Source organism: Brevibacillus borstelensis, assembly GCF_037834415.1.
In the GTDB taxonomy this organism is placed as follows: Bacteria; Bacillota; Bacilli; order Brevibacillales; family Brevibacillaceae; genus Brevibacillus; species Brevibacillus borstelensis_A.
The window spans coordinates 1-5,310 of sequence record NZ_JAUMSJ010000076.1 but is presented as its reverse complement, the minus strand read 5'-3'; the positions used below and the strand labels follow the sequence as shown (position 1 = coordinate 5,310).

Below are 5,310 nucleotides of genomic sequence, written 5' to 3'. Positions count from 1 at the left end.
CTCTCCTGCCCACAATCCGCTTTCTGATACTTGCTGCAAGAACTGCATACAGACCATCACTAATAAAAGCCAGGATAATAAATATAGCTCCCAAAAGCAAAAATTGTGCAGTGACCGATCCAGCAGAAGGTGATATGAATTGCGGAAAGAAGGCTAAAAAAAAGAGTGCTGTCTTCGGATTCATGACTTCTACGAGCGCTGATTCGCAAAAAATCTTTCGTAATTTTTTGCGAGGGACTTTTGGAATTTCAGAAGCCGTTCCATCAGATGCAGCTCCCTGTTGTATTTTTGCCCATGATTGAATTAGGCTCCGCCTTGATTGGTGAAAGCAAGGTTACCCTTTATTTTCAAGGTTCGCTTTCATCAAGGAGGCAATTTGTTGCTCGTTTGGATGTGGAATTTGTTCCAACTGTTTGATAACCAGCTCTTGTCTGTACAAGGAATGGTTTTGACTTATCTTTGCTTTCCCTTCAATCCGATCGATTTTTATTTTGAATCCTTGAACGCCTTTGTTCATCCCAGCGAGAAATTCCGCATCTACATCCTGTAATCTGTAAGAACTGTCAGGGGCTTCATACTTCAATACCATATCATTCAAGGAACTCATCAACTCGACTTCATCCCGGATTAGCTCAACTTCTCCGTAAACATGAACGGTCACATAATTCCACGTTGGCACCGCTTTATTGGTCTCATACCAAGAGGGAGAGATATAACAATGAGGACCATGGAAAACGGCTAAAACTGTCTGATTTTGAATGTCCTGCCACTGCGGGTTCGGACGGGCAAAATGACCGTACAAACAGGTTTTCTCCTTATTCAACAGCAGAGGCAAATGTGTAGCGAAGGGCATTCCTTCATGAATGGAAAACAATGTTGCAAAACTGTTCTCCTGTATGACCTTGTAGGCAGCAGTTGCTTCCTTCATCGAAAAATGCTCCGGGATATACATTTGAAATCTCCCCAATCCTATTTTTGACATACAACAGCTATCCTTTACACGGTATGATAGTATTCAAACTGACATTTTAAAAGGTACAATACTGAAAAAATGCACATGTCAGGGGAATGCAAATGAAAAATGCCATTTTTACCTTCAAAGACAGCTCTCCCAAATACAAACAAATCTACGAGAAATTTAAATCATTTATTGAGCAAGGCGACATAAAGGCGGATGAGCCATTGCCCTCCATTCGTCAACTTGCAGATTCCTTGCATGTAAGCCGTAATACGACATTAATGGCATATGAACAGCTTGTTGCCGAAGGGTATATTCGTGGAGAGGGCCGAAAAGGTTATTTTGTAAATGAGTTGGAGCCCCTTTTATTTCAAGAGACTCCTCGCAGCTCTTCTACTCACAAGCAAACAGAGCCGGTACCACCTGTTCGCATTGATTTCCGGGCAGACGTCGTCGATCAATCGCATTTCCCTTTAAAAACGTGGAGGAGGATCTCGAATCAAGTATTAACGGCAAAGGACAGCTTCCGATACGGGGAACCGTTTGGCGAATTGTGCCTACGCGAACAAATCGCAGCCTATATACTCCAGTCTCGCGGGGTGAGAACAGATCCACATGCAATCATTATCGGTAGCAGTACCGGGCAAATGCTTGTGTATCTCGGTCTTGTCCTGCGACATGATTTTTCCAGCATTATTGTGGAGGATCCTGGTTATGTTGGCGCTAGGGAAGCTTTTTACCTAAACGGTTTTACGCTTGAAACACTGCCCGTTTATGAGACAGGTGCTGATTTTTCACACTTGGAACATATGAAATCTCAATTAATTTATGTGGCGCCGTCCCATCACAGTCCATACGGGGTAAGCATGCCCATTCAACAAAGGCATGCGCTTATCCACTGGGCAAACAAGATGCAAGGATATATTATCGAAGACGATTATGACAGTGAATTTCGCTATACCCAACAACCATTTCCCGCTCTCGCTTCCATAGATTCAACGAGAGTGGTTTATCTCGGAAATTTCTCGAAGTGCTTTCTTCCGGGAATTCGTTTGAGTTATATGGTGCTGCCACAGCCACTTTTAAACCGTTACAAAAAGCAATTCACACATTTCGAGAGCACCGCTTCACTGCTTAGCCAATTCGCAATGGCGAAATTTATGGAAGAAGGGGAATGGAATCGCCATATTAAACGCATGCGCCTTGTGTATAAACGAAAAATGCAGCACTTGGTTTTTGAGTTAAGGAATCATTTCAAGCAAAATATATCCATAATTGGCGAGCAGTCCGGTTTGTACTTATTAGTCAAAGTACACTTGGAGCGTTCAGAAGAATGGCTCATTCAACAAGCGTCCATGCAGGGGGTTAAAGTCTATCCTACTTCACTGTTCTTCATTAAAAACAAAACCGATAAACCGATTATTAAACTTGGTTTCAGCAATTTATCATGTGATGAAATCCGGCTTGGCGTGAAGCTCTTAAAAAAGGCTTGGTTATGAAAATACATCACATGTTTGCAGAAGCATTCATCATTGCACAAATGAGGTTCGATCGTTCAGGCTGCCGAGGCAGCCTATTTATTTGCCATCTCTCCTGTAAGTTTCACAAATATCCATCCGATTGATCAGCTGCTCCGGGCCGGCAACAAACGTAAAACCGTTCCATGTCATTTCCCCCGGCCATTAATCTTTCTAGCATCCAACTTCGCTTGATTGTTTAAACTGCATTCCAGTGGCCCCCATTGAAAATCCCCTCCAAGCAAACAGCAAGAGAATTCTCTTTTGCCGTCTGCTTAAAGGGGAAACTGCCATTGTCAGGTGCCTACCATTGTTATGTCTCTTTGCTTGAAAGCGCTGCTATTCGTTTACCTGGATCGGAACTTCCCAGTTCACGTCATGCTGTTTGATTTTTTCATCATACGTGATCGTGAACTCTTTCACGTCTTTATTCTCTGTCCTGATCTTAATCTTGGCATTCAGTTTCCTTGTTCCGTCCTCCGCGACAGTCAATTTCGGAATGAATGAAAAGGTATTGGAGTCGCCCTTCTCGTCTGTCGCCAGCCAGTCATCCGCAATACCGGCAACATCCTTTGCCAAGATCCCCTCCACATCAATGGTGTAGACCATCTTCTTCTCGTCTTCTTTCTTTTCGACCTTTGTAAACGTAAACGTATTTCCTCCCTCTTTTACAGTGACCGGTTTTTTATTCAGTTCAGCAATCGAGAGCTTTGCCCGAAAATCAGCTTTTTCTGCGGTATAGACAGCATCCAGTTTCATTGTTACTTTTTTTGCGCTATCAATCGGAGCGAAGGAATGAACCCAAACGTTTTTATCAGTTAGACGCCCCGCATTTAACATTCCACCGCGACTTAAACTCAGGATTGCATTTCTCATCAACTTCACACCGGACTCATCGGCGTAAATCTTGTACAAATCATCCCAGGAAGCCAGAATCGTTCCCTGCTCATCAATCAAGTTATACCGGACACCCTTGTTCCGTCCTTCTCCCCCACTCGTGGCAAACTGCAATTGCGCTGCGCTCGGACTAAAACGGGCTTCCTTGAGGTCGATCTTTTCTCCTTGCGGTGTCGTGAACTGCTGCTGGACGGAGACCGTTTTTGTCGCCGCTTTTGCCGGCCGCAGGTCGATCGGAATATCAAAGTTCCAGGTTCCTTTTGTCTCGCCCAATTGCTTTACATGCACTTCGAGTATCGCTTCGTCCGGCAGCTTGCTCTGATCGGCAAATAATTCGGCAAGATCACGCCCGATTACAAAGTTTTCACCGTTCGGCAGGGGCATCCATCTAAATGAACCTGGAAGATCCGGATCTTTCAAAAGTGGATTCAATACGTTCCCATTTTTGTCTTTTAGCCGGATGACTCTGTACTGTTCCACATTAGCACTGGAAATTCTGCTGAACTGATCCTGCCAGAACGTATCCAGCTTTTTCCCATCCTTGTCGGTAAGCGAACCCAGAACCATGATTCGAGCAGGATCGGCCAGCACTGCCTTCATTTCCATCGTCAGGCCCTGATCCGTGACTTTCAGGTTGAGCGGCTTTACATAGCCTTTCTCGGCAGCTAGCAGTGCTCCTTTATCCGTCTGATCCTCTGCGAACAAGCCGACAATGCCTTCGGTATCGGTATACGGCCCTTTTATCGGGTTGGCCGCATAGTAAAGTCCATTCACATAAGAAGCGAAAGTCGGAGATACGAGTGTTCCCAAGGACACAACCACAGCCAGTCCCGCTACGGCAATCGTCGTTTTTTTCATCATATCCACACTCCGTTTTTTCCAGTCTATTTTTTTGGCTCGGTGTCGATCGACCCGCCTCAGCACATTCAGGGGATGCGGAGGAACCTTTTCCATGACTTGCTGAATGACGGCATCGGTGTGCCATTCCTCCTGCTCCCCACATGTATCCAACTCGTCCACATACTGCTCGAACAACAGTTGACAAGCGTAGCAGGTGAGCAGATGATTTTGTACGTTTTGTCTATCCTGCAAGGAAAGTACGTCTTCCAGATAAGCATCCAGCATGTCTTTGTCCAGGCATGTCATAGATAGCAGTCCCCTCCTTTACCTCTTCTCGTCAGCGCTTCCTTCAGCTTGGCCTTTCCTCTGGACAGCCGCGTTCGTACCGTGCTGATCGGAACACCCAGCTTTTCACTGATTTCTTCATAACTCATGTACTGGAGATACCGCATTTCCAGGACGACTCGATACTTCGAATCCAAGGCCTTTATCCGATCCTGCACATAGGCGCTTTGTTCTTTGACAAGGTACTCCGCTTCGGGCGTATGGCTGGTGGCCGGCTCTACTTCTGCGTCCGTTACCGTTATCGACCGCTTGCGGCTGCGCAGCTCATCGAAACAGTGATTGGTCGCGATCCTGTACAGCCATGCCCCAAATTCATAATTTTTGTTGTAATCGCCCAGATGATAGTACACCTTGATAAATATTTCTTGAGCGATGTCCTGCTCATGAAGCGGTTGCCCCAGCATCTTGCGGATCAGCAAAAAGATTCGCTTGTTGTATTTTTGTATGATCTGAGCAAAGGCCTCTTTGTTGCCCCGGAGGACCTCTTCCACGATCATCTTGTCGTCCTGCATCTGTTCTCCTCCCATTCAAAAAGGTGCGCTGCGCAGCTGTCGCCTTTTTGCTGTACACTTATATACGACGGAAAATGGAGGGAAAAGATCGCAACTTTTTTTTACAAACGGAATAGGGCTGTTGCTGAAACATATGGGATTGGGAAAACAACCTTGGTGAAATAGCGTTGGAGTGCTATCGACAAGGGCGAGAGGTCGCAGTCATATTTCACATAGCATCCTCTCTGCTTCTTTCCTGTAC

General features: G+C 45.5%; 4 protein-coding genes and 1 pseudogene. 1 reads left to right on the top strand and 4 read right to left on the bottom strand.

The genetic code is table 11. The annotated features are described in order from the left end of the window. Nucleotides 1-268 (bottom strand): annotated as a pseudogene (locus tag Q3F21_RS26915) (LysE family translocator); the annotation flags it as partial. Between the two features lie 66 nt (nucleotides 269-334). After that, nucleotides 335-952, bottom strand: a complete 618-nt coding sequence (locus tag Q3F21_RS26910; RefSeq protein ID WP_340259627.1) for an FMN-binding negative transcriptional regulator — start codon at nucleotides 950-952, stop codon at nucleotides 335-337. 122 nt (nucleotides 953-1,074) lie between these two features. Here Q3F21_RS26910 and Q3F21_RS26905 point away from each other — a divergent pair, with 122 nt between their 5' ends. Next, nucleotides 1,075-2,457 (top strand): PLP-dependent aminotransferase family protein, encoded by a 1,383-nt coding sequence (locus tag Q3F21_RS26905; protein WP_340259625.1) that lies wholly within the window; start codon nucleotides 1,075-1,077, stop codon nucleotides 2,455-2,457. A gap of 357 nt (nucleotides 2,458-2,814) precedes the next feature. Here Q3F21_RS26905 and Q3F21_RS26900 read toward each other — a convergent pair whose 3' ends face one another. Together Q3F21_RS26900 and Q3F21_RS26895 are read right to left on the bottom strand one after the other, a co-directional pair. Then, complete coding sequence (locus Q3F21_RS26900) at nucleotides 2,815-4,518, bottom strand: DUF4179 domain-containing protein (RefSeq protein WP_340259623.1); 1,704 nt, start codon at nucleotides 4,516-4,518, stop codon at nucleotides 2,815-2,817. Then, nucleotides 4,515-5,069, bottom strand: a complete 555-nt coding sequence (locus tag Q3F21_RS26895) for an RNA polymerase sigma factor (RefSeq protein WP_340259621.1) — start codon at nucleotides 5,067-5,069, stop codon at nucleotides 4,515-4,517. Before Q3F21_RS26895 ends, Q3F21_RS26900 begins: the two co-directional genes overlap by 4 nt. Nucleotides 5,070-5,310: the final 241 nt, after the last annotated feature.